A 24,938-nucleotide genomic window follows, 5' to 3' on the forward strand; every position below is an offset into this window, starting at 1 on the left:
CAACGGGCCCCGAAAAGGCAAGGCTCCAGCGCACCCCCAGATGCAGGCCGCCCGGTCCTCTCCCCGGGCGGCCTTTCGCCTTACTTCGCGACGATATTGATCATGCGGCCCGGCACGACGATGACCTTCTGCACCGTCTTGCCCTCGATGTGGCCCTGGACGGTCTCGTCGGCCAGTGCGGCGGCCTCCAGGTCCTCGCGGGAGGCATCGGCGGCGACCATGATGCGGGCGCGAACCTTGCCCATGATCTGAACCGGCATCTCGATCTGGTCGTCGACCAGCCAGTCCTCTTCCCACGCCGGGTATGGCACGAAGGCCACGGAGGCCTCGTCCTGGGTCAGGCCAGAACCCTGACCTGCCCCGTCAGCCAGCAGGCCGGAGGCCGCAGCCCCGCCCAGCACCTGCCACAGCTCCTCGGCCAGGTGCGGGGCCACCGGGGCCAGCATCAGCGCCAGCGCCTCCGCCGCCGCACGCGGCACTGCAGCATCCGCCGCGGCACCCTGGGCGCCACCGGCACCAGCCGCGCCGTACTGCTTCGTCAGGTAGTTGACCAGCTCGATCAGCTTCGCGACGGCCGTGTTGTTGTGCAGGTTGGTGTAGTCCTCGTGGACACCCGCCAGCGCGCGGTTCACCGCACGGCGGTCCTCATCCGGCAGCGAGGCCAGCGTGTTGACGTCCTCATCGACGGCGGCCTTGCCGGACGTCTCGTCCACGACCAGGCGCCAGGCGCGCTGCAGGAAACGCTGCGCGCCGACGACGTCCTTCGTCGCCCACGGGCGGGAGGTATCCAGCGGCCCCATGGACATCTCGTAGACGCGCAGGGTGTCCGCGCCGTAGTTATCGCAGATCTCGTCCGGGGAGACGGAGTTCTTCAGGGACTTGCCCATCTTCCCGTACTCCTGCTGGACCGGGGTTTCCTCGCCGGTCTCCGGGTTGACGTGCACGAATGCGCCGTCGCGCTCCACGACCTCCGCGGCCGGCATGTACACGCCGCGGGAATCGGTGTAGGCGTAGGCCTGGATGTAGCCCTGGTTGAACAGGCGGTGGTACGGCTCGAAGGAGCTGACCACGCCCAGGTCGAAGAGCACCTTGTGCCAGAAGCGGGAGTACAGCAGGTGCAGCACCGCGTGCTCCACGCCGCCGACGTACAGGTCCACACCACCGGAGGGGTTGCCCTCGCGCGGGCCGACCCAGTAGCGCTCGTTGTCGATGTCTACCAGCGCGTTCTCGTTATTCGGGTCGATGTAGCGCAGCTGGTACCAGGAGGAACCGGCCCACTGCGGCATGACGTTCGCGTCGCGGTAGTAGGTCTGCGTGCCACGGCCATCGCCGAGGTCCAGCTCGACCTCGATCCACTCGCGGGCCTTCGCCAGCGGGGGCTGCGGCTCGGTGTCCTGGTCCTCCGGGTCGAAGGCGACCGGCTTGTAGTCCTCGACCTCCGGCAGCTCCACCGGGAGCATGTCCTCCGGCAGCGGGTGGGCGACACCGTCGGCGTCGTAGACGATGGGGAAGGGCTCGCCCCAGTAACGCTGGCGGGCGAACAGCCAGTCGCGCAGCTTGAACTGCACCTTGCCGTGGCCGTAGCCCTTCTCCTCGAGCCAGTCGGTGGTGGTGGCCTTCGCCTCTGCCAGGGCGAGGCCGTTGATGTCCAGACCCTCGGCGTTTGCGCTGTTCACGGCCTTGCCGCCCTCGGTGTAGGCGGCGGTGAGCTGGCCGTCCTCGCCCTTCTCGCCGCCGGCGACGACCTCGCGGATCGGCAGGCCGAAGGCGGTGGCGAAGTCGAAGTCGCGCTCGTCGTGTGCCGGGACCGCCATGATGGCGCCGGTGCCGTAGCCCATGAGGACGTAGTCGGCGATGAAGACGGGCACCTGCTCGCCGTTGACCGGGTTGGTGGCGTACGCGCCGGTGAACACACCGGTCTTTTCCTTGTTCTCCTGGCGCTCCAGGTCGGACTTCGCGGCGATGGACGCGCGGTAGGCGGCGACGGCCTCGGATGGGCTGTTCTTGCCGAAGGTCCAGCGCTCATCGGCGTCGGCGTAGGCGGCCTGCGGGGAGCCGGCGGCGTCCTCAGCTGCGGAAACGAGGGTGTCGACGAGCTTGTGCTCAGGGGCGAGCACCATGTACGTCGCACCGAAGAGGGTGTCCGGGCGGGTGGTGAAGACCTCGATCGGGCCCGCCGCGGAGGAAAACGCGAGCTGCGCGCCGCGGGAACGGCCGATCCAGTTGCGCTGCATGGACTTGACCTTCTCCGGCCAGTCGAGGAATTCCAGGTCCTCGAGCAGGCGGTCGGAGTAGGCGGTTATGCGCATCATCCACTGCTGGAGGTTCTTGCGGAAGACCGGGAAGTTGCCGCGCTCGGAGCGGCCCTCGGCGGTGACCTCCTCGTTCGCCAGCACGGTGCCCAGGCCCGGGCACCAGTTGACGGTGGAGTTGGAGCGGTAGACCAGGCGGTAGCCGTCGATGATCTCCTGGCGCTCGGCTTCGGTCTTCTCGGCCCAGTCGGCGTGCTCGGCCTCGAGCTTCGGGATGAGCTCGGAGATCGGGCGGGCGCGGCCCTTCAGCTTGGCTGGGTAGCCCGGCGCGGGGTCGGCCTCCGGGTCGAACCAGGAGTTGTAGATCTTGAGGAAGATCCACTGGGTCCAGCGGTAGAACTCGCGGTCAGTGGTGGCGACGGCGCGGCGTTTATCGTGGCCAAGCCCCAGGCGGCCCAGCTGGCGCTCCATGTTCTCGATATTGGCCATGGTGGTGGTGCGCGGGTGGGTGCCGGTCTGGACGGCGTACTGCTCGGCGGGCAGGCCGAAGGCGTCGTAGCCGAGGGTGTGGAGCACGTTCTTGCCGGTCATGCGCTGGAAGCGTGCATAGACATCGGTGGCGATGTAGCCCAGCGGGTGGCCGACGTGCAGCCCGGCGCCGGAGGGGTAGGGGAACATGTCCTGCACGAAGATGCGGTCTTCCGGCAGCTTCTGGCCGTCTTCGGCGAGGTCGCCGACGGGGTTGGGGGCGTTGAAGGTGCCGTGGTCGGCCCAGTGCTTCTGCCACCGCTGCTCGATATCCGCGGCGAGCGCGGGGGAGTAGCGGTACGGGGTCTGGTCGGACGTGTCAGCTGGGGTGTTCATGGTTGGTCATTCTAATAGACGGGGTAATAGACTGAACCGCATGATCGTGCTCACCATCCTGCTGGTTATTCTCGCCCTCGCTGTTCTGACGGTGGGGCTGCTCGGCTTTCTTGAGAAACTGCCTGGTAACGGGGTGGTTGGCCTGCGTATTCCGGAGGTTCGGAAGTCCTCCGAGAACTGGGTTTTGGCGCACAAGATCGCGGGCCCGGCGTGGATGGGTGCGGGTGCGGCACTGCTGGGCGCTGCGTTGTTGACGACGGGGATCGGCGGCTGGATGTGGCTGGTCTTCGCGCTGTTGATCGTGGGGGCGCTGTTCCTGATTGGGATGGGTTCTGCGATGGCGGCGTCCACGATGGCTCGCCTGGAGCACGTGCGTGGTCAGGAGGCCGAGGAGGCCCGGTCCGCTGCGGGTTGCTGTTCCTCTGGTTCTTCTTCCAACGACGACGCCTCGGCTGGCGGTTGTGAACCGTCGGCGGAGGAATGTGCGTCGGGGAATGCGTGCGGTAGCTGCTCGCTCAATGGCGCATGCGAAGGCGGGGGAGCGGCCTTCGACGCAGGTCGGGACGCCGGTTCTGGTGCTGGTGCTGGGCAGGGCGCTCAGCAGGCGGCGGCGAAGCCTGCGCTGGATCTGGATGCGGCACGGCGCGCGGTGGCGGAGCAGGACCGCCGCTAGGGGTTAACGCGGGTACACCTTAGCGCGCAGACTAGCGGAGGTTCGCGCGCTTCAACTTGGGTCGCGCGATGGAAAAAATCACTAGCGAATAGGCGCTCGCGGCAAGCGTGACCCACAGCGTGGGCTTCCAAAAAAGCGGCAGGAACTTTGCTGGTAGGGCCACGATCAATAGACACTGCGCAAAGGCCAGAAAGAGTGTCGCGCTCAGCGCATGTAGTGGGGGCTGCACAAGACTTAAGGTCCAGAAGCAGGCCAGACTCAAGGCGCTAAACTGCCACAAGCCTGCGTTTCCGAACGAGGCGAGCAGAACCAGTGGGAGATACGCAGCACCGAGAAAGGCATAATCCTGTGTCTTCCACGACCGGGGGCTGTATTCCTCCCACACCGCGAGGTCGCTGGTGTAGAAGAGCACAACAGCACTGAGAAACAGCAACGCAAAGACGACATTGAACGGCACAACAGCGCCGTACGTGCCATCAACCCACGGCAAGGGTATTGCTGTTGTCCCCAGAACAATGGCGCCGCATACAGCGATCGCAATTAGACCAAAGGCCTGGGGGACACGGTGGCCACGAAGGTACAGCTTGGTCATCACGACGCCACGCAGCCCTCGTTGACCTTGCTAATGAGCGCCTCATGATCGAGCTCTTGCCGAAGGTGACCCGATGGCTCCAACACCAAGCGCTTGAGGTCATCAGGGGAGACCCCGTCAAAGGCATCGGCGACCGGCACGGGCCCGTCCTCGCCGAACCAGCAGCTCGGGGTGCGGCGTAGTGCGTCATCTGCCTGAAGATGCTGCAGGATGAGCACGAGTTCAACCGTGTCGGGGTCGGTGGATCGCACAAGGAGATATTGCTGTGGTTGCTCCTTCTGCAGGTCTTCCGGTGCAGCTGAGCTGTGTATGTCCCACAGGGACGCCTGCGGCTTGCCGAGAGAGCTCAGCACATCACGATTAGCAGCCACGACCTCCTCGGGCGTTTCGGGCCATAAACACTGGCTATCGCTGCAGACCAAGTCTTTCTCAGACCTTTGGACGGTCACGTCATAACCAGCCCCTGCAACTTGCGAATAGCTAGCAAACCCTCCCAACAGCGCAACGGCTACTCCAGCGGCCACGGCGGCGGTCGTTCCTCGACACCCGGAGCTACCGACATAAATGAGCACCCACGCTGCCATGAGCAATGCGGCGAGCATCGTGGCACTCGCCGCCACGAAGGAGGAGTTCAGTTCGCGGTCAATACCGCAGCACAGCCCTGCAGTCTGGCCGAACATGTAGCGCCATTCAGGCTGCGACAGTGCCGGCGGGTAAGCCTGCAGAACAAAGCTCAGGAACATTGCCACGGGCAAGGCGATCAGGCTTGGAAGATAGAGGCCGCATGCCGTACCGAGTGAAGCCCAAACGAGCGCATGCAGCGCGATAATCAACACGCCTTGCGGCCAGGCCCTGGAGCCGAATCCATCGTTGAGAACAAAATGTAGAGTGACGAGCAAAAATGCAATCAGCTGGAGTGGAGCAATCGACCGCAACCATACTTTCCCGGCATAACGTGGCCTGCCCAGCTGAGTCAGGATTTCGCGAAACCGGGACGCCTCCCACGCGCTCAGGAACCCAAGCAAGGGCCCCAGGACAATGAACAACTGCCAAGACTTATGGAGCGTGGCTTGCGGGGAACTCGGGTAGGTTTCAGCACCCTCGATGCTGATGTTGAGCCACAAGCTGACAGCGAAACCCACGAGAACGATTAGCGCATTTCGAAGTAACGCTTTTCTCATCACGCCTCCGACCGGTGGACGGCAGACAACTGCAGAACAGTGGGGGAGATAGGTTCTCCTCGCCAGGTCGTATCGGAGGCGTCAGTTCGGTCATCACTGAAGCCAATGAAGTCGTCGATTCGCCCCTGAAATGCGAGACAGCCATGATCTAACACGATGACCTGCTCAAATGGTTCGCCGACTTCCAAGGGCTGGTGGCTGGAAACCCACAACCGGATGCCTCGGTTGATGACGTCGCGATAGAGCTGCCGTAGCTCCTGCTTCGCGATTGGGTCCAGAGTCGCACTGGGTTCGTCGAGTAACAGCCAGCGCGCCTGAGAATTCAAGGCGGCGGCCAGCTGGAGCTTCGCCTGCTGCCCACCGCTCAGCTGTCGACATTCCTGGCGGGTTACATCTCCCTGCAAACCCACGAACTCGGCCCAGGTGAGGGCGTCCTTCTGGGCCTGTCGCATGGGAGCCCCTTGCAGCCAACCGACGTAAGAAATGTAATCCGCCACGTTAAAACCGCTGATGGGCATGAACTTTTGGGCAACGTAGACGGTGCCATCCGCGCTGGGCAGCTTCCCTCGTTGCAGTTTGAATTGTCCAGCGAGGCAGCGCAACATGGTCGTTTTACCTGCTCCGTTGACACCGAGAACGACTGTGGCAGCATCGTTGATGGCGAGATCGCGGATGTCGATCCGTTGGGTACTCTGCGGGTAGGCGAAGCGGAAAGAGGCTGTAGGCATGGAGTGGCAATCTAAAAGTAGAGGTTCATGATGCGGGCGCTGGTTGTCTGGTAATCCCGTGACTTTACTTGCCAGTAATACTTCGCATGACCAGGGAATCCCCACGACGCTCGGTACGGCTTTTTAAAGCAATTAGAGACATTTCGAAGCCCCATGTTGACATCTGGCTGGAGTCGCCGAACTTTCTTCAACATCAACTCAAGGTACGGGGTAGCCCCGGGGGCATTGGAAGTACAATCGATCAACCCTGCCTGCACTGCATGCGCACCCACATGGTTTACGCGCTGCGATTGAAAACCGGTGCGAACGCGCTCAAGTCGTGTATTGATGACGCTAGCGTCGGCAGGGGCGGCAACGAGGCTTGTTGACAAAGCCAGGGCTGCGGCAACCGCGGTTACCCCTCGCCGGTTCTGCATAATTTTACGCATGTATTCCTCTCCGAAATCGTACGGACCGCAACTCTATCCCTCCTCAATTGTACTATTGATAGATTACCCAACCAGGGGTATCGCGTGCCCGGAATCTGCGGCTTCTGTAATGCACCTGTGGCGTTGGCCACCCCCTTCCGAGACAACCCCAGGCAAGCCCGGGGCGTCTTCTAGACTGTGAGGCATGAACCCCGGTAAGAACCCGAACACCGCGCCCACCGACGCGGCGAACACTCCTGCATCCGTCGACGCGAACAGCAACGCTGCGCCTGCCGTCCTCGTGTGCGGCAGCATCAACGTCGACACCTTCGTGGGCCTCGATGAGTTCCCGCACCCCGGCGAGACCATCATCGGCCGCCGCGGGCTGCAGGGACTCGGCGGCAAGGGCGCGAACCAGGCCGTCGCCTCCGCCCGCATGGGCGTGGAGACGATCCTGCTGGGTGCCGTGGGGGAGACCAGCGCCGATAACCCCAACCAGCCGCTCGATCCGCTGGCGCTGCTGGCGATCAAGGAGCTCGACGAGCACGGGGTGAACACCGCCCACATCGCCCGCACCAACCAGCCCACCGGCCAGGCGTTCATCATGAACGACGCGTCGGGCGAGAACATCATCATCGTCACCTCCGGGGCCAACGAGCTGACCAGCCCGGCTGAGCTGACGGGCCTGGCCACCGAGCTGGCCGATGAGCGCCCCATCCCGGTTGTGCTGGCCCAAGGCGAGCTCACCCCGGAGCACTCCGCGGAACTGCCCGCGTTGGCCGAGGCCATCGGGGCCCGGCTGATCCTGAACCTCGCACCGGTGACGACGAAGGACGCCGACCTGGTCGCGGCGTCCGACCCGATCATTCTCAACGAGCTGGAGGCCGCGGACATCACCGGGCTGCCCCGCGAAACCCCCACCGAGGAGCTCTTCGCCGCGCTCGAGGACCTCGCCCGCACCTGCGTGGTCACCCTGGGCCCGGCGGGCGCGGCCGTCATCGACGAGGACGGGGTCACGCGCGTGCCCGCCCCGCAGATGGAGAACATCGTGGACACCACGGGTGCCGGGGATGCGTTCTGTGGCACGCTCGCGGCCGAGGTAGCCACCGGTTCCTCCCTGGTGGACGCCACCCGCGTGGCTGTTGCGGCCGGGTCCTTGGCGACCCAGAAGGCCGGCGCGGCGGCGTCGTACGCGACGGAAGCAGAGATCCGCGACCTGGCGTTGGGACAGGAAAACCGCAGCTAGAGGCCGAAAGTGTAGCCCTGGACTAGGATCACCACGCCCAGGCCTTCCATGCAGCCTTCAGGCCATCGACCAGCGGAATCAGACCGAAATAGGGGATCGCGCTGGGCGGCAGGAAGGCACCCGCACCGGCGACGACAGCCAATCAATCCCAATCGCCATCTGCTTACCCCAAATACTCAAAGCAGAATGCCGATCTAACCGCATAAATCCCTTTTATCTTCAAGGGGAGATAATAGGCTGAAAAAATCTAATGTCTGAGAATTATTCAGCGCATACAGCACGCAGCTATACACTTCGTCACTCAGTTCATCTAAATCTGAAACATTGGCACTCGCGCTGAATGAAATAGCGACCGTATTAACCTCAGTCGCATCCGGACTTCTTCCATCATCCCCCGTCGGAAGCTCTAAATTATATTCATTCTCTCGGTCAACCCCTTGAACGCAGTCAATTATTTCCATTACCATGGGACTATTTTTCAACGCCCTCAGTAACCGTGACTTGATTACGCTAAACCTTTGTGGGGAACACCTAACGTTGAGCTCCTCTTCAAATAATTGTGTCGTCAACTCCCTCAGTCCTTAATACAATAGGCGGATGAAGATTAACTTAGACCTTATGGCAACATCTTCTTTCGTCGTAGATGTTCTAGCACCAGCCTGAGAACCAGGCCACCGACCCCCGGGGCCGGCGCGGCGGCGTCGTACGCGACGGAAGCAGAGATCCGCGACCTGGCGGGGGAGCAGGACAACCGCAGCTAGAGGCCGAAAGCGTTCCCCTGGACCAGAATCACCGCGCCCAGGATGATCAGCACCAGTGGGAACGGGATCTGCACGGCGACAGGGCCAACAGCCTGGGCGATCGTTGCGAACAAGGGGCGTCCTGGGGGTTGGGCGCGGAGTATGCGCGGGGTGTGAAAGTGCGTGAGCAATATCCTAGCTTTCGCACCGCGTTCTCCCAGGTGCGCGTGGCACACTTGAGGTATGAGCACTTCTGCAGCCAATAACACCCAGCCGCGCAAGATCATCCTCGACTGCGACCCCGGCCACGACGACGCCATCGCCATGCTCCTGGCCTGGGGAAACCCGAACCTCGAGCTGCTCGCGGTCACGACCGTCGCGGGGAACCAGACCCTCGAGAAGGTCACCAAGAACGCGCAGGCGCTGGCCCGCGTCGGCGGGATCACCGGCGTGCCCTTCGCCGCTGGTGCGCACCGTCCGCTCGTCGGGCCGCAGCTGATTCCGGATGAGATCCACGGCGAGTCCGGCCTCGACGGCCCGCAGCTGCCGGAGGCTGGCGTGGAGCTGGAGGACACCCACGCCGTCGACCTGATCGCGCAGGTCATCGAGCGGGAGGAGCCGGGCACCGTCACGCTCGTGCCGACCGGCGCGCTGACCAACATTGGGCTGTTCGCGCGCCGCTACCCGGAGCTCGTCTCCCGCGTGGCGGGTGTGACGCTGATGGGCGGTGGGCACCACACCGGCAACATGACCCCGTCCGCGGAGTTCAACATCCTCGCCGACCCGGAGGCCGCCGCGATAGTCTTCGACGCGGAGTGGCCGGTCACGATGGTTGGTTTGGACGTCACCCACAAGGTGCTCGCGGTTCCGTCCCGCATGGCGCAGCTCAAGGCCGTGGGCACGGATGTTGCGGAGTTCATCGCGGAGCTTGTGGAATTCTTCGGCGGCGCGTACATGAAGGAGCGCCGCTACCCGGGGCCGCCGATGCACGACCCGCTGGCCGTTGCGGCGGTGGCCGACCCGGAGGTGCTGCGCACCGTGGCGGCCCCGGTCGTCGTGGAGACCAAGGGTGAGTACACCCGCGGCATGACCGTGGTTGACCTGCGGCGCACCTGGGGCGCGCAGGATCAGACGGCTGAGCAGCCGGGCGATCCTTCCTCGCTGTGCCGCACGGATGATTACGCCTGCGCGGGCATGGATACCTATGGCGAGCACGTGGAGCCGGTGCGCCACCGCGTCGGCGTGGACGTGGACGTGGATCGCTTCTGGGACCTGCTGGTTGATGCGCTGACCCGCATCGGTAACACCGGCTTCCGGGGCTAGCGCCCGTTCGGGGCCGCGCGGGGAGCGGGTGTGCTTCCAGGGCGGCCCCCGCACCCGCGAGCGGGGCACGCCCCCTCCTTCACGTTTTGCAGAGTTTGATGTCGCTTTTGGGCGGATTTCCGGCAACAAACTCTGCAAAACACACAATCGGGGGAGCGGGTTCCGGTGCCCGCGCGCTAACACGTCCCCACGCCCGCACTCTCCCGCACCCCCCGCACCCCCTTCACGTTTTGCAGAGTTTGAGGTCGGTTTTGGGCAGATTTCCGGCAACAAACTCTGCAAAACACACAATCGGGGGCCAGGGCACGGGGAAGTGGGCACCCTCGAGGGGGCCGGACAGGGGCCACCGGGGCACCGGCGCGGCCGGGATTCCGGGGCGGGGCAGGGGGCTGGCTCCCGCGCCCGCGCACGCCCTCCAAGCCCCAAAGCCCCCAAAGCCCCCACCCGCGAGCGGGGCATCCCCACGCCCGCGCGCTAACACGTCCCCACGCCCGCGCCCTCCCGCACCCCCTTCACGTTTTGCAGAGTTTGATGTCGCTTTTGCGGGGATTTCCGACATCAAACTCTGCAAAACACACAATCGGGGAGCCCGCGCACGCGCTCGCTCGCACCCTCCCGCACCAACCAGCGCGCACGTGCAGCCAACATCACAGGAAAAAGTGTGGACTCGCACGAATCGCCCACTTATCCTGCATATATGAACGCAACTACGCCCCGCTCAGGCGGGCCAAATAACCCCGCCGGTGCGACCCCGGTCATCGACCCGGTGGATTCGCGCAAGGGCGGCCTGCCACTGCTCATGTTCGTGCTCATCACCGCGGCGGTGGCATTCCAGCTCAACGCCTCGATGCTCTCCCCGGTGCTGCGCACGATGGCCACGGAGCTCAACACCGATGAGTCCGCGGTGGGCCTGACCCAGACCGCCTTCTTCACCGGTGGCGCGATGTGCGGCCTGTTCCTCCCGCGCCTCTCGGACATTGTGGGACGCCGCCGCATCCTGGTCATCATGCTGGCCGTGATGTCCCTGGGTGGCCTGCTGGCCGCCCTCGCCCCGAATATCGGCGTGCTGATGCTGGCCCGCGCGCTGCAGGGCATTTCCGGCCCGACCATCCCGATGACGCTGATCATCCTGCGCAGCCAGGTTAAGGACGAGGTTCGCCTCGGCACGCTGATGGGCCTGATCGCCGCGATCAACGGTGGTGTTGCGGGTATCGACGTCCTGCTCTCCGGCTGGATGGCTGAGCACTGGGGATTCCGCTCCGTGTTCTGGCTGATCTTCGCCGTCGGTGCGGTCGCCACCGTGGTGGTCGCGATGTTCGCCCCGGAGTCCAAGCCTTCCGATAACGTCCGCATGGACTGGATCGGTGCGGCCGTCCTCGTCGTTTCCGTGCTGTCCATCACGCTGGCCGCGAATGAGGCCGGTAAGGGTGCGGCCGCGGACTGGCTGTACGTCATCGGCCTGGTGGCCGCTGGTCTGATCATGTTTGCCATCTTCTGGCGCTGGGAGACCCGCCAGGAGAACACCGCTGGTGCGGCTCCGCTGGTTGCCCCGAAGTACCTGCGCCGCCGCGAGACCTGGGGTCTGCTGCTGACCACCGTCCTGACGATGACGGGTGTGTTCGCTGCCGTCAACGGTGTGGCACCGTCCTTGGCACAGAACGCGGAGGCTGGTTTCGGCATGCGCGCGACGATGGCGTCCCTGCTGCTGTTGACCCCGTACGCACTGATCGGTTGGGCGGTGGGCCCCTTCGCAGGTCGCCTGGCGCCGAAGGTGGGTTATGCGAACCTGCTGCGCCTCTCCAATATCGCGTCCATGCTGCTGCTGTTCCTGCTAGCTTTCGTGGGGACGCGCTCGAAGATCGTGCTGATCGTGGGCGTGATCCTGCTGGGCGTGACCTACGCAGGCATCGGCAATATCGTGCTGAACAACCTGGGTGTGGTGAACTCGCCGCAGGATAACCAGGGCTTCCTGCCGGGCATGAACTCCGCAGCCTTCAACCTGGGTGCGGGTATCTCCTTCGCGGTGCTGCCGGTGTTCCAGGTGGTGGGCTCCCCAGAGGGCTCGGATTCCGCCACGGGCTACACCACGGCTTTCCTGGTGGGTGGCATCATTCTGGGCCTGGCTGCGCTGACCAGCCTGTTTATCCCGAAGACGACCACGGCAGAGCAAGAAGCCGCAGCGCAGGAAAACGCCGCGGCTTAAGCACCCGAAAGGGTTCAACGGGGGAGCAGGGGGAGAGCGCGGGGCGCTCGCAGTGGGAGGTGCGGGCCCCGGAAGGCGTGGGGGCCTCCCGCCCGGGGCTAGCGCCAAGTTGCTCGGTCCCAAGTGAAAGTTGTCACGCTCCTTTTGCGCAGCAGTGACACTAAATCCAAGTTGATCTGAGCATCGACGTACTGCGAAAAGGAGGATGGACGAAACTCACCATCGTAGAACCGCTGGTTCACGAGGGGGTTTATGAAGTCCGATGGATCCCGATCCCGTTTCGCCGGCGCATTTTCTCGGTCAGCAAAGAAGCTGATATTGCCTGGATCGAGGATAAACATGTATCGCTGGGCTGAAACCAACGCTCCTACCGGCAAGGACAAGTCCCAGACGGCAAAGAGCTCCCGAATGGGGAACCGACTGTCGCTGATCCTGGTGTTGACATGGAGATTCAACAGATCGTGGCCACGATATTCTTCAGTGGTGACATCGTTGATCTCCCACAGGCCCTTTTCCAGCCAGTAGACGTCTTGATTTCCAGTATCTGCAAATCCTAATGCCAATTCATGCTGCCGAAACCGATCGAACACGATCCAGGGGTCGAATGGCGCGTAGCCTTTTCTCAGCTCGGCTCTCAGGACGATGGAGATGAAACCGTTGACGGGGGTAAACACTCCCGCCTACTTCTCCCGCTCTTCCCGTGCCTTTTGAGCATAGGATTCCAGCGAAGTCCCCAGCAGCCCGAACTTCGCGAGCTTCACCGGGGCAGGCTGCTCCGCGAAGTAGGCCTGCAGCATCTTGCTGAACTTCTCGTACTTCTTCTCCGTGTACGGGTACCAGTTCGCTTCCAGGCCAGCGCCCTGGGAGCCGTCCTTATCCACGATGACGGACTTCGGGTTACACCAGCCGCGCAGGCCCTCGGCACCCTTGTGGCGGCCCATCCCGGAGTCACCCACCCCACCGAACGGCAGCACCGGGGTGGCCTCGGTGGCCATGACGTTGTTGATGGACACCCCGCCGGCGCGCAGCGCCCCGGCCACCCGGCGCGCCCGGTCGATGTCCGCGCTCCACACGGAACCGGTCAGCCCGAAGGGCGTGTCATTCGCCCGGTCGATGACCTCCCGTTCCGAGCTGAAGCTCAGCACCGGGATCACCGGTCCGAAGGTTTCCTCCGTCACGACCAGCGCATCCTCCGGCACGTCGACCAGCAGGATCGGTGGGATCAGCGCGGAACGGCCGTCCCAGTCCTGCCCGGTGAGCTGGCGCGCACCACGCGAAACAGCGTCCTGAACCTGCTCGTTGACCTGCTCGATCTGGAAGTCGACGGTCATGCGGCCCAGGTCGTTGTTGCGGGAATCCGTGTCCGCCTGCGTGAGCAGCCGGGCCTGCCGGACCAGCTCGGCGACGAACTCCTCCTTGATGCTCTCGTGGACGTAGAGCCGCTCCACCGAAGTACAGGACTGGCCGGTCGCCGTCAGACCGCCGAACAGTGCGCCCGCGGCGGTGCGGGGGATGTCGACGTCCTCGAAAACGATCATGGCGTCCTTGCCACCGAGCTCGAGCTCGACGGGGATGAGCATGTCGGAGCACTGCTTCATGATCTTCCGGCCGGTCGCGCACGAGCCGGTGAACATGACGAGGTCGGGGTGCTGGTCGATGACCTCGGCGCCCACGGCACCGTCGCCGTAGACCACCTGCACCCAGTTCGGGGCGATGGCGGCTTCCTCCAGGAGGGATTCGATCAGCCCGGCCAGTGGGGTGTGCTCGGAGGGCTTGTAGACGACCGCGTTGCCGGCAGCCAGCGCCGCCACGATCGGCACGATCGCCTGGAAGAAGGGGTAGTTCCAGGGCGCGATGATGAAGGCCACGCCGAGGGGTTCGTACCAGATCTCGGACTTCTTACCCATCATCGTCAGCGGGGTCTCGACCTTCTGCGGAGCCAGGACCTTCGCGGCGTTCTTTTCGTGCCAGCTGATAACGTCCAGCGCGCCGAACATCTCGGACATCAGGATGTCGCTGCGGGACTTGCCGGTTTCCTGCCACACGCGCTCGACGATCTCTTCGGTGCGGTTGACGATCACTCCGCGCAGGAGGCGGAGGTGTTCGAGGCGTTCCTCGACGCTCAGGGCGCGGATGGATTTCTGTGCTTCGCGTGCTCGTTCGACGACGCCCTCGACCTGGGCGTATTCGGATTCTGGGATCTGTGTTGCCATGGTGTGTGCTCCTTGTGGTTGTTGAGCGCGGGTTAGTCGCGTGGGTTCTGCGCGTCGGCGGCGGCGAGGGCGGCCTCGTAGGCCTCCTGGTTGATGGTGGTCTCGTAGCCGATGGCCTGGTGGATGTTCGGCAGCTGGTTGGGGTTGCTGCCCCGGGCGATCAGTGGGGAGTCGGTGAGCTCTTCACCCAGGCGCACCCCGAGGTTGGAGTAGTAGAGGCTGTGCACGACACCCTTGATACCAAGGTTGGCCATGCGCATCAGCCCGGCGAGTGGCTCGGGGAACTTGGCATTCGCGTTGGCCATCGCGACGATCAGGCGGACCAGGGGCGTGGGTGCGTAGGCGCAGACGACGGCGAGCGCTTGGAAGGCGGTGCGGTCGTCGTCGTACATGTAGGAGAGCATGCGGTCGATGCCGGCCGCGCATCCGGACTCGGAGAAGGATGGTAGCGCCCCGCCGCCGGACGTCGACGCTGCCTGGCGGGCAGGGACGCCGGGGATGACGACGTCGCCCAGGCGCAGCAGGCCCTTCATCTGCGTGGCGGTGAGCAGCTCGGTGGAGCGGGGGTTGAGGTTCTTGCTGGTCATGTCTGCTTTCTTCCTTCCTTAGCTCGCGGCGATGATCTGCTCGGCGGCCTTGAGGGACAGGGCGGCGATCGTGAGTGCGGGGTTGATGCCCGGCGCGTTCGGGAAGATCGAGGAGTCTGCGGCGTGGATGCGCTGGCTGCCGTAGAGGGTGAACTCGGGGGAGACCACGCCCTGCTTGGCGCTCGCGCCCATCCCGAGCCCGCCCATGAGGTGCAGGCCGATTCCGAACTGGCCGTGGAGGATCTCCTCCGCGCCGGTGGCGTTGAAGATGTTGCGGATGGCGGCCATGCCGGCGTCGCGGCGGCGGGCGTCCTCCCGGTTGAGCTTCTTCTTGATCACCGGGTTGCCCTTGCGGTTGATGGTGATTTCGCCGGGGTTGGTGTCGCGCACGCAGACCTCGATGCAGCCCAGGCGTGGGAAGTCCTGCATGATCTCCGCGTGGCGGGCCCCGAAGCCGGGCAGCAGAAGGGCGATATTGCCGGGGCCGGCGAAGACATTCTCCAGCTTGAAGCCCTGGCGGCGGAAGCTCGGGTCGTCGGACTTGTAGTTCTGCAGCGGGCCGGCGAAGGCGCGGACGTCCTCGGCGTAGCGGCCGAGGTTCATGTACTGCGGGTGGGTGAAGAAGTTCTTACCCAGGCCCGGCAGCTGCTTGCCGTAGCCGCTGCGCAGCAGGAGGGCGGTGTTACCGATCGCGCCGGAGGCCAGCACGACGCGCCGGGCGGTGAAGGTGCGCTCCACCTGGGGTTCGAAGTTGGTGGGCTTGCCGAAGCCGCGGCGGCCCTTCGGGGTGTTGTCCGCAGGCACGCGGGTGGTAACGGTGACGCGGTCGGGGTGCTCGGTGATCGTGCGCGCTTCGGCGCAGTCGATGAGGTGGAAGCCGTGCTTTTCCGCTGCTGGTAGGGCGGTGATGGCGGTGGACTGCTTGGAGTCGATGCCGCAGCCGCTGAGGCATTCCACGCAGCAGTTGCCGTCCTCGAAGCGGCAGTCGGCCTCACCGCGGCGCAGTGGGGCGTAGCGGTAGCCGTTGGCGTCGAAGCCCTCGGCGAAGTTCTTTGCGTTGTTGTTGCGCCACTCTTCGGGCACGTTCTTGAGGCTCATGTTTCCCTCGGCCCGATCGTAGTAGTCGGCGAGGTCGTCCTCGTTGAGCCAGGAGACGCCGGACTGGTCGCGCCAGGAGGAGAAGGCGACGTCGTCGAAGCGGTCCATGAGGGCCTGGTTGACGATGGAGCCGCCGCCGACGGCCTTGGGGCGGAGTAGGCCGAGGCCGGCGTCGGTGGTCAGTTCCACGCCGCCGCCCCAGAAGAGCTGGGAGCTGGAGTCGATCTCGGTGCGTGGGTAGGTGTGCCGGTCGTAGCGCTTGCCGGCTTCCAGGCCGAGGACGCTGAGGCCAGCGGCGGCGAGTTCGCGGGCGATGTTCAGCCCGGAGGTGCCGGCGCCGATGATGATGACATCGTAGGTTTCTTGCGCCGCGGCGGTCGGGTCGATTCTTTCGGCGGTCGCGAGTGTGGTGCCTGCGGCGGGCGTGGTGGCGGCGGTCGCGGTGCCTGCCGTGCCCTGCGGTCCGGCGGTCGGGTTCTGTGGTGCGCGGCCAGCTGCCGCGCCGGTGCTGTGATCCCCTCGGTAGTTCGTCATGATCGTTAGTTAACCCGACGAAACCCTCTGTGTATTCTATATCTGTGAAAAAGTTTTAAAGCTGCCCGCGGGGTGCAATTCTTCCCATCGCTGACGCAACTGTGACGCAGGCTACAATGCCAAGAATGAGCGCTGAGAACCCCACCCCGAAGAAGCAGACGGTCCTGCAGAAGATCCTGGGCTACCGCCCGGACTTTTTGATTGTGTTGATCGTGCTCGCGGTGATCGCGGCGGTGATCGTGCCGCTGCGGGGGCAGGGCGCGGAGATCGGCAACTGGGTGGTGACCATCGCCATCGCCTTCCTCTTCTTCCTCTACGGTGCGCGCCTGCACCCGCGGGAGGCGCTGGAGGGCTTGATGCACTGGCGGCTGCACCTGCTGATCATCGCCTTCACCTTCGCGATCTTCCCGCTGATCGGCGTGGCGCTGCGGCCACTGTCCGGGTTGATCGGGCAGGAGATGTACCTGGGCATCTTGTTCATGACGTTGGTGCCTTCCACGGTGCAGTCCTCGGTGGCTTTTACCTCCATCGCCCGGGGTAATGTGGCTGCCTCGATTGTGGCGGCGAGTGCCTCCAGCCTGCTGGGTGTGGTTCTCACACCACTGCTGGTGCTGTTGTTGATGTCCACCGCGGAGGGTGGTTTCCATATCGACGCCAGCACCTTCTACAAGATCGGCCTGCAGCTGTTCTTGCCCTTTGTGGTGGGTCAGCTGTTGCGGCCGTGGGTGAAGGATTTCGCGGCCTCGAAGGCGACGAAGAAGGTGGACCAGATCTCCATCGGCCTGGTGGTGTATGTGTCCTTCTCTGAGGGGATCGTGGACGGGATCTGGTCGACGATCAGTTGGGTGAGCGTGGTTGGCCTGGTGCTGGGCTCGGTGGTGCTGGTGTACCTGATGCTGTCGCTTTCCTCACTGGCAGCCCGGAAGCTGGGCTTTAACTATGAGGATCAGGTGGCGATCCAGTTCGCGGGGACGAAGAAGTCCCTGGCCTCTGGTTTGCCGATGGCGGCGGTGATGTTCGGCGGAGGCGGGCTGGGGATGATGATCCTGCCGCTGATGATCTTCCACCAGGTGCAGTTGATTATTTGTTCTTTCCGGGCCTCCAGTTATGCCGCGAAGTACGAGGAGGCCCCGGAGCGCGCCACGACCTGGTAGCGCCGGGCTCGCCTGACTGCGCTGGGCTTGCGGGGCTTGCCTAGCTGCGCCGGGACGACGGGGCGGCGCCGGTCGCGGCGGGGGAGCGGCAGCCCCTAGCTGCGCTTGAAGTAGCCGATGCGGGGCCGGAAGCCCTGCGGGTGCTTTAGCTGCGCGACGGCGTCCGCGATGATGAGGCGGAACCGTGGCTTCATTGGGGGCAGTTGGGCCACGGAGAACCAACCGACGTCGGTGGATTCTTCGTCGCCGACGATGGGTTCAGCGAGTGAATCGTAGTCGGGGAGTGTGGGGTCGAGGGGGTTGGCGTCCTTATCGGTGAGGACGCACCGCATCGCGGTATCCATGTATGCGGTCTGGTCCCCGTTGGGGTAGGTGACCTGGTCGGTAGCGCCGACGCCGAGGAGGGCGGCGACGGTGACGTACAGGCCGGTTTCCTCTTTGACTTCACGGATAGCAGCGACGTGCGGTTCCTCGCCGGGGTCGACGATGCCGCAGACGGGCGTCCATTCGCCGTTGTCGGCGCGTTTGACGAGCAGGACTTTCGGGACTTCCCAGAGTGGGGCTTCGGGCGGGACTTCTTTGAGGACGATCGCGGTGATGCCGGGGAGCCAGAGCGGGTCGGTGCCGATTTTTTCGCGCAGGTTGAGGATGAACTCGGGGGTTGCCATGCCTGCAGTGTAGCTGGGTGGGCGCTGGGCTTGGGCGGTGTGGCTGGAGAGTGGGTGCGAGTGCTGGCAGCGGGGCTGGGGCGGGTCGGTGCGCAGGGTTGGGGATGGGAAAAGGCTCCCGGGCCGCGCGAACAATGCAGTTCATGCGGCTCGGGAGCCTTCTACCCGCGGTTAAGCGGGGTGTGCGCTAGAGCGCTGCCCTTCCGGCCTACAGGGGGGGGACCAGCTTTCGCCGGCCCATACCTGAAGCCGTGGGGGTTATTTAGTTTTCGCGGCGACGACGGCCAGCCAGCAGTGCGCCACCGATAGCCAGGGCCATCGCGGCAGCACCCAGCATGATCGCCACGCCGGACACACCGGTCACTGCCAGGGAACCCTGACGACCCGCGCTAGAGCTGGAGCTAGAAGCACCAGACTGTGCCGCGCCGGACTGAGCACCGGACTGGGAGGTACCGGACTGGCCAGCACCCTTACCGCCCTGCTGAGCACCCTTGTCGGCACCGTTGCCTGCACCCTTATCGGCGCCCTTGCCGTGGGAACCGTGGCCGGAGCCAGCGCCCTGGCCCGGGGTGGAGGAACCGTGGGAGGAGCCCAGATTGCCACCAATGATGCCACCGATGATGCCGCCACCGATCAGGCCCGGAATCAGGCCCTCCGGCAGGTCAGAGGAGCCACCCGGCTTCTCCTTTTCGGTGACCGTGACGGTGACCTCGTCGATCACGTTGCCGTCCTTGTCCTTGACAACGACCTCGATCTTGTCACCAGGCTTGGCGTCCTCATCGATATCGACAACCAGGTTGCCGTTCTCATCGATCTCAGCCTTACCCGGACCCTCGGTCTCAACCGTGGCGCCCTCCGGAACATCGCCACCGGTGTTCGGGATCTCAACCTTGTCGCCAGGCTTACCCTTATCGTCGCTCCAGTCAGGCTTCTCAGCCGGAGCGTCCGGCTGCTCAACCTCAACGACTACACGGTCGATCTCGTTGCCGTCCTTGTCCTTGACAACGACCTCGATCTTGTCACCAGGCTTGGCGTCCTCATCGATATCGACAACCAGGTTGCCGTTCTCATCGATCTCAGCCTTACCCGGACCCTCGGTCTCAACCGTGGCGCCCTCCGGGACATCGCCGCCGGTGTTCGGGATCTCAACCTTGTCGCCAGGCTTACCGGAATCGTCCTTCCAGTCAGGCTGCTCAGCCGGAGCATCCGGCTGCTCAACCTCAACGACTACGCGGTCGATCTCGTTGCCGTCCTTGTCCTTGACAACGACGACGATCTTGTCACCAGGCTTAGCGTCCTTATCGATGTCGACAATCAGGTTGCCGTTCTCATCGATCTCAGCCTTACCCGGGCCCTCGGTCTCAACCGTGGCGCCCTCCGGGACATCGCCGCCGGTGTTCGGGATCTCAACCTTGTCGCCAGGCTTACCGGAATCGTCCTTCCAGTCAGGCTGCTCAGCCGGAGCATCCGGCTGTGGCTTGTCGTTCGGGTCCTTCGGGTCGGTGCCCTTCTCCTTCTCCTCCTCGTCGGTGAAGCCGTCGCCGTCGTCGTCATCGTCCTTGGAGTCCGGCGTGCCGTCTCCATCGGTGTCGAGGTTGAACACTGCGTTCGCGGTGTCGTCGCTCGTCGCGGTGCCGTCTGGGTAGGTGACGACGATCGGAACGATGACCTGCTCCTGGCGTGCTCCGTCCGGGCCAGCCGGGACGACCGTAGCCGTCACGGTGCCGGTCTCCGGATCGACCTCGAAGGTCCAGCCGTGCGGTGCAACGAAGTTCTCGGCGATGGAGAACGTGGTGCCCTCAGGCTTGTCCTCGCCGGTGAAGGTCACCGGGCTCTCGACGGACTGGCCAGCCGGAACGGTCTTCTCCTCGTAGCTCGGCTGGAAGTCATTCACCGGAGCTTCTGGAGTGGAGTCCGGATCCTTCGGATCGGAGCCGTTGTCCTTCTCCTCCTGGTCAGAGACGCCGTCGCCGTCGTCATCCTCGTCCGTGATGTCAGGGATGTTGTCGCCATCGGTGTCCAGCTGGAACGTTGCGTTCGCAACGTCATTGCCGGTTGCGTTAGCGTCCTCTGGGTACTGCACCAGAACCGGGACAACCAGCTCTTCCTGACGTGCACCATTCGGGCCAGCCGGGTCGACCGTCGCAGTGACCTTGCCGGTCGTCTCGTCAACCTCAATGGTCCAGCCGTTCGGGACGGTGTAGTTCGGGTCGAGGACGTACTTGGTGCCCGCCGGTGCGGTCTGATCCGCTGGGTAAGCGATCTCCGCGGTCTTGGAGCCACCAGCCGGAACGACGACCGGGTCGCCGTAGGACGGACGGTAGTCAACCTTCGCAGGAGCGTCAGGCTCTTCAACCTCAACGACTACACGGTCGATCTCGTTGCCGTCCTTGTCCTTGACAACGACCTCGATCTTGTCACCAGGCTTGGCGTCCTTATCGATATCGACAATCAGGTTGCCGTTCTCATCGATCTCAGCCTTACCCGGACCCTCGGTCTCAACCGTGGTGCCCTCCGGAACATCGCCACCGGTGTTCGGGATCTCAACCTTGTCGCCAGGCTTACCCTTATCGTCGCTCCAGTCAGGCTTCTCAGCCGGAGCGTCCGGCTGCTCAACCTCAACGACTACACGGTCGATCTCGTTGCCGTCCTTGTCCTTGACAACGACCTCGATCTTGTCACCAGGCTTGGCGTCCTTATCGATATCGACAATCAGGTTGCCGTTCTCATCGATCTCAGCCTTACCCGGACCCTCGGTCTCAACCGTGGTGCCCTCCGGAACATCGCCACCGGTGTTCGGGATCTCAACCTTGTCGCCAGGCTTACCCTTATCGTCGCTCCAGTCAGGCTTCTCAGCCGGAGCCTCTGGCTTAGAGTCCGGGTCCTTCGGGTTAGAGCCCTTCTCCTTCTCCTCCTCGTCGTTGACGCCGTCACCGTCATCATCCGGGTCCGTGACGTCAGGGTCACCGTCACCATCGGTGTCCAGCTTGAAGTTCGCCTTAGCGTCGTCCTTGCTGCCATCCGGGTAGGTCACCGTGACAGGAACGTCGAACTCCTCGACGGTGTCCTTGTTGAGCTTGCCCCCGTCGACAGTCACCGTGATCTCACCGGTGTTCTCATCGATAGAGACTTCGTAGCCCTCGGGAGCGGTGAAGCCCTCCGGAATGGTGAACTTCGAACCCTCAGGAGCCTTGGCGTCCTTACCGTCCTTGTCAGTGAAGGTCGGAGAAGACTTGGTCTCCTGACCAGGAACAACCAGCTTGTCCTCGTACTTCGGCTCGTACAGGCCGGCATCCTTATCGGTCACCGTGACGGTGACCTCAACGGTGTCCTTGGAGCCATCCGGGTAAGTCACCTCAACCGGAACGGTGATCTTGTCACCAGGGTTAGCACCCTCAGGGATCGGAACCGTGATCTCACCGGTGTTCTCGTCGATGGTCACACCCTCAGGCGCGTTCTCACCAGGGGTGAACTTGGTGCCCTCAGGAGCCTTGGTCTCGTTGCCGTCCTTGTCCTTGAAGGTCGGAGGATCGATCTTGACGTCGCTGCCCGGCTTACCCGAACCATCTTCGTATACAGGATCGAAGTGATCGTTCGCGTTCGGAACCTTCGGGTTGCTGTCGTCTTCGTCCGGGATGCCGTCGCCGTCATCATCCGGGTCCGTGACGTCAGGGTCACCGTCACCATCGGTGTCCAGCTTGAAGTTCGCCTTAGCGTCGTCCTTGCTGCCATCCGGGTAGGTCACCGTGACAGGAACGTCGAACTCCTCGACGGTGTCCTTGTTGAGCTTGCCCCCGTCGACAGTCACCGTGATCTCACCGGTGTTCTCATCGATAGAGACTTCGTAGCCCTCGGGAGCGGTGAAGCCCTCCGGAATGGTGAACTTCGAACCCTCAGGAGCCTTGGCGTCCTTACCGTCCTTGTCAGTGAAGGTCGGGGAAGACTTGGTCTCCTTACCAGGAACAACCAGCTCGGACTTGTACTTCGGCTCGAAGACGCCGTTGTCCTTGTCGGTCACCGTGACAGTGACCTCGACGTTGTCCTTCGTGCCATCCGGGTAGGTCACAACAACCGGAACCTTGATCTCATCACCCGGGTTCGCACCCTCAGGGATGGTCACGGTGATCGCACCGGTGTTCTCGTCTACCTTGACACCCTCCGGAGCATCATCACCAGGAGTGAACTTGGTGCCCTCAGGAGCCTCGGTGTCCTTATCGTCCTTATCGGTGAAGGTCGGAGCCTCGATCTTGACATCAGAACCCGGCTTACCCGAACCATCCTCGTACTTCGGATCGAAGTGCTCGTTAACGTTCGGAACCTTCGGGTTGCTGTCGTCCTTATCCGGGATGCCGTCGTTATCGTCGTCCTCATCCTCGGTGTCCGGCTTACCGTCACCATCGGTGTCCAGCTTGAAGTTCGCCTTAGCGTCGTCCTTGGTGCCATCCGGGTAAGTAACCGTGACAGGGACACTGAATTCTTCGGCAGTGTCCTTGTTCAGCTTGGACTTGTCCGGGAACGTTACGGTGACCTCACCGGTGTTCTCGTCAATCTTCACTTCGTAGCCCTCAGGAGCCTTGAAGTCTTCAGGAATCGAGAACTTCGCATCCTTAGGAGCGTCGACCTTCTGACCGTCCTTGTCAGTGAAGGTCGGGGTCGACTTGGTTTCCTCACCAGGAACAACCAGCTTGTCTTCGTACTTGGGGTCCATGGAATCGGTCATCGGCTCCTTGACGATGAACGAATCAGCCAAGAACGGGGTGCCATCCGGCAGTTCCACAACTGCTGTAAAGACATCACCGGCTTTTGCCGTGTCCGGAACGGTGAACGGGCACGAAGGCACTGCGCCCAAGTCATCGCTGTCAAGCTTGCAGGTTGTGCCCACCTTCTCACCAGCAGCGTCGTACCACTGGATGGTGTACGGCGTGTTCGGAACAAGGCCGACGGTCCTGGTCTGCACCTCGGTGCCCTTGAAAGCAGGCTTGTCGGTGGTGTTGTAATCGACAACATCAAAGCCGGGCTTCGAGGGCTTCAGAGCGAAGTCAGAGTTATCAACGGCGTGCCTCTTGGGCGCTGTGGCGTATGAAATATTCCAGGTCGGGTTGGTGAACATGGCCGTCCGGAAGTTATCCGGATTGACATTGGCGCTTTCGTCCAAGATGGGCTGCACATAGACGTAGTCCATGTTGATGTGCTTTGAGACGTTCCCTGCCGCGCTCTGAGCAAGGTCTCCTCCCGATGTGGCCCATCGTCCAGAAGCGGCAGAGTCGGCGACAGTGTGGAAGAGTTTCTTGGCTTCCGCATTTGGCCAAGTCCCGATGTTCGTCGATGTGACTCCGTACGTACCGTTGAACTGAAGAACGTACTGTCCTTGGGCGTCCGTCGTAGCTGTCACGGTTTCGGCAATTGCCGACTGCCCCGGATTATCAGTTTCGAACTTCTTGATGGCGTCCTGCTGCGCCTGCTTAAGTTCGAGCTGCGTGTAGCCGCGGTTGTCCTTCTTCCACTGATCAAGTTCGTTTGCGACTTCATCACGCAGGTACGAACCGACAACCTTGACACCGGAAACTGCTACGTCACCGTGGCCCGTGTTGTACTGGGGGACATCTCCGGCACCAGCAAGATTTTTCTGGTCCCAGAAAACACGACCGTTAATGTAGCCGTCGCCGGTCTTTGCCTCGCTTTGCTTCCAGTCAGCTTCCGGCTTCTGCAGCCAGCTTTCCGGCGTTTCTGTCAGTGCAATGTTCTGGTCACGGACATTGCCACCGTTGACCAGGTCAAGGCTCCACACGGAGGCGTAGCGCTCAGTAGAGCCCTTGAAGACTCCATCGCCTTCCATGTACGAAATTTCGTACTTGCTGCTGTCAGGGTTTTCGATCCACACACGCAGCTTCTGGTACGGATTAGCCTTGAAAAGGTGCTTATTGCCTTGGCTGTCCGTCCACTCTGGGAAGTCGACGGTATAAGTTCCGTCTGCACGAGTGTTGGTGGTGTACACCGGCGAAACGGCATAGCCCTTGACTTTTTCGTCCATCCACTGGGCGTACACCTTGACGTTTGACAGGCCTTGGTCCTCACCCGACTTGGTCGAGTTGATGCTGGACCGGTCAACGTACACAGCACCATTGACCGTGTGGTTGGCCCTGTGATCGCCCGCCGAGTAGATAGCCTTCGATTCCTGCAAAACGTTGGCGGCGGCCGGGGCGTTCTGAGACTGCACCACCACGGTGCCAGTGGTTGCCAGCGCCAGGACTGCCATTGCGCCCGCCACGGACTTCATCTTGTCGGAAAAGCCCAGCGCGAAAGCGCCGGACTTCTCACCGCGGGCGATAGGCCCCCGCAGATTTGCCATGTTGCTTCCTTTCGACGAGTTAGCAGCGCCAACTAACAGTCGGCACTTTCTAAATACACACTGATAGTACCCACATAAGACCCCAGGTAAAGAGGGTTGCTTCGTACACCTAAGAGTGAGAACATT

16 protein-coding genes and 2 pseudogenes are annotated in these 24,938 nt (G+C 63.2%); 5 read left to right on the forward strand and 13 right to left on the reverse strand.

The window, feature by feature from the left end:
• Positions 1 to 80 precede the first annotated feature (80 nt).
• A complete protein-coding gene (locus CU_RS09980; protein WP_012361221.1) occupies positions 81 to 3,116 on the reverse strand; it encodes a leucine--tRNA ligase in 3,036 nt (1,011 codons plus the stop codon).
• A 40-nt stretch (positions 3,117 to 3,156) separates the two neighbouring features.
• Between CU_RS09980 and CU_RS09985 the strand changes: the two genes are divergently transcribed.
• Positions 3,157 to 3,789 (forward strand): SdpI family protein, encoded by a 633-nt coding sequence (locus CU_RS09985; RefSeq protein ID WP_041628539.1) that lies wholly within the window; start codon positions 3,157 to 3,159, stop codon positions 3,787 to 3,789.
• 31 nt (positions 3,790 to 3,820) lie between these two features.
• Here the strand turns inward: CU_RS09985 and CU_RS09990 are convergent, their stop codons facing one another.
• The 4 genes from CU_RS09990 to CU_RS10690 are packed head-to-tail and all read right to left on the reverse strand — an operon-like array spanning position 3,821 to position 6,718.
• Positions 3,821 to 4,381 (reverse strand): hypothetical protein, encoded by a 561-nt coding sequence (locus CU_RS09990; protein WP_231837680.1) that lies wholly within the window; start codon positions 4,379 to 4,381, stop codon positions 3,821 to 3,823.
• Positions 4,381 to 5,505: an ABC transporter permease gene (locus tag CU_RS09995; protein ID WP_231837681.1), complete on the reverse strand. Its 1,125-nt coding sequence runs from the start codon at positions 5,503 to 5,505 to the stop codon at positions 4,381 to 4,383. The genes CU_RS09990 and CU_RS09995 overlap by 1 nt, the downstream gene beginning before the upstream one ends.
• Before the next feature lie 56 nt (positions 5,506 to 5,561).
• On the reverse strand, positions 5,562 to 6,290 hold the full coding sequence (locus tag CU_RS10000) for an ATP-binding cassette domain-containing protein (protein ID WP_012361224.1): 729 nt from the start codon (positions 6,288 to 6,290) through the stop codon (positions 5,562 to 5,564).
• Between the two features lie 11 nt (positions 6,291 to 6,301).
• Entirely contained in the window at positions 6,302 to 6,718 is a 417-nt protein-coding gene (locus CU_RS10690; protein ID WP_012361225.1) for a hypothetical protein, read from the reverse strand.
• Between the two features lie 184 nt (positions 6,719 to 6,902).
• Between CU_RS10690 and CU_RS10005 the strand changes: the two genes are divergently transcribed.
• The gene (locus CU_RS10005; RefSeq protein ID WP_012361226.1) at positions 6,903 to 7,943 is read left to right on the forward strand and encodes a ribokinase; all 1,041 of its coding nucleotides are present in this window, start codon (positions 6,903 to 6,905) and stop codon (positions 7,941 to 7,943) included.
• 37 nt (positions 7,944 to 7,980) lie between these two features.
• Here CU_RS10005 and CU_RS10695 read toward each other — a convergent pair.
• Positions 7,981 to 8,079 (reverse strand): annotated as a pseudogene (locus CU_RS10695) (cadmium resistance transporter); the annotation flags it as partial.
• A 58-nt stretch (positions 8,080 to 8,137) separates the two neighbouring features.
• The gene (locus CU_RS10700) at positions 8,138 to 8,404 is read right to left on the reverse strand and encodes a hypothetical protein (protein ID WP_148264212.1); all 267 of its coding nucleotides are present in this window, start codon (positions 8,402 to 8,404) and stop codon (positions 8,138 to 8,140) included.
• Positions 8,405 to 8,926: 522 nt separating this feature from the next.
• Between CU_RS10700 and CU_RS10010 the strand changes: the two genes are divergently transcribed.
• Both CU_RS10010 and CU_RS10015 read left to right on the forward strand, forming a co-directional pair.
• Entirely contained in the window at positions 8,927 to 10,006 is a 1,080-nt protein-coding gene (locus CU_RS10010; protein ID WP_012361227.1) for a nucleoside hydrolase, read from the forward strand.
• A 799-nt stretch (positions 10,007 to 10,805) separates the two neighbouring features.
• Positions 10,806 to 12,209, forward strand: coding sequence for an MFS transporter (locus CU_RS10015; protein WP_407919462.1), 1,404 nt, complete (start codon positions 10,806 to 10,808; stop codon positions 12,207 to 12,209).
• Positions 12,210 to 12,307: 98 nt separating this feature from the next.
• Here CU_RS10015 and CU_RS10020 read toward each other — a convergent pair whose 3' ends face one another.
• The 4 genes and pseudogenes from CU_RS10020 to CU_RS10035 form a co-directional block, all read right to left on the reverse strand.
• Positions 12,308 to 12,883 carry a hypothetical protein gene (locus CU_RS10020; RefSeq protein WP_012361229.1) on the reverse strand — a complete coding sequence of 192 codons (576 nt, stop codon included), beginning with the start codon at positions 12,881 to 12,883 and terminating at the stop codon, positions 12,308 to 12,310.
• 6 nt (positions 12,884 to 12,889) lie between these two features.
• A pseudogene (locus CU_RS10025) lies at positions 12,890 to 14,428 on the reverse strand (aldehyde dehydrogenase family protein); the annotation flags it as partial.
• 26 nt (positions 14,429 to 14,454) lie between these two features.
• Positions 14,455 to 15,009 carry a hypothetical protein gene (locus CU_RS10030; protein WP_012361231.1) on the reverse strand — a complete coding sequence of 185 codons (555 nt, stop codon included), beginning with the start codon at positions 15,007 to 15,009 and terminating at the stop codon, positions 14,455 to 14,457.
• A gap of 18 nt (positions 15,010 to 15,027) precedes the next feature.
• Positions 15,028 to 16,641 (reverse strand): FAD-dependent oxidoreductase, encoded by a 1,614-nt coding sequence (locus CU_RS10035; RefSeq protein ID WP_012361232.1) that lies wholly within the window; start codon positions 16,639 to 16,641, stop codon positions 15,028 to 15,030.
• Positions 16,642 to 16,757: 116 nt separating this feature from the next.
• Here CU_RS10035 and CU_RS10040 point away from each other — a divergent pair, with 116 nt between their 5' ends.
• A complete protein-coding gene (locus CU_RS10040; protein ID WP_012361233.1) occupies positions 16,758 to 17,795 on the forward strand; it encodes a bile acid:sodium symporter family protein in 1,038 nt (345 codons plus the stop codon).
• Positions 17,796 to 17,890: 95 nt separating this feature from the next.
• Here CU_RS10040 and CU_RS10045 read toward each other — a convergent pair whose 3' ends face one another.
• Positions 17,891 to 18,463, reverse strand: coding sequence for an NUDIX hydrolase (locus tag CU_RS10045; RefSeq protein ID WP_041628540.1), 573 nt, complete (start codon positions 18,461 to 18,463; stop codon positions 17,891 to 17,893).
• A 262-nt stretch (positions 18,464 to 18,725) separates the two neighbouring features.
• On the reverse strand, positions 18,726 to 24,812 hold the full coding sequence (locus tag CU_RS10050; RefSeq protein WP_041628541.1) for a YPDG domain-containing protein: 6,087 nt from the start codon (positions 24,810 to 24,812) through the stop codon (positions 18,726 to 18,728).
• Positions 24,813 to 24,938: the final 126 nt, after the last annotated feature.

Origin of the sequence: Corynebacterium urealyticum DSM 7109, assembly GCF_000069945.1 — a bacterium.
Lineage (GTDB): Bacteria > Actinomycetota > Actinomycetes > Mycobacteriales > Mycobacteriaceae > Corynebacterium > Corynebacterium urealyticum.